Here is a 333-nt window from a genome sequence, read left to right on the forward strand (position 1 = left end):
CATTCGGATCGTGGTCTGCAGTATTGCTCAGGTGTATATCAAGATAAATTGAAAATTAGCGGCATAATGCCTTCGATGACAGATGGTTATGACTGCTACCAAAATGCCTTAGCAGAAAGAATAAATGGGATCCTGAAACAAGAGTTCTTACTTGATAGGTGCAAGAATCTTGAGGAGCTTAAACGACTAGTAAAAGAGTCTATCAATATCTATAACAATATGAGGCCGCACCTCAGTCTCATGATGAAAACTCCAAATGAGGTGCATGAAAAAAGCCAACAGCTGGCGCTGTTGGCTTAGTAACAAACTGTCAACGTATTTTAGGACGAGACA

General features: G+C 40.2%; 1 protein-coding gene. It reads left to right on the forward strand.

All coding sequences use genetic code 11. The annotated features are described in order from the left end of the window. The coding region (locus tag ACTRWI_RS22805; protein ID WP_499133954.1) for an integrase core domain-containing protein at positions 1 to 300 on the forward strand (300 nt) is incomplete at its 5' end. Positions 301 to 333: the final 33 nt, after the last annotated feature.

This window comes from Pseudoalteromonas sp. G5_S1_14_S5, from assembly GCF_054968605.1.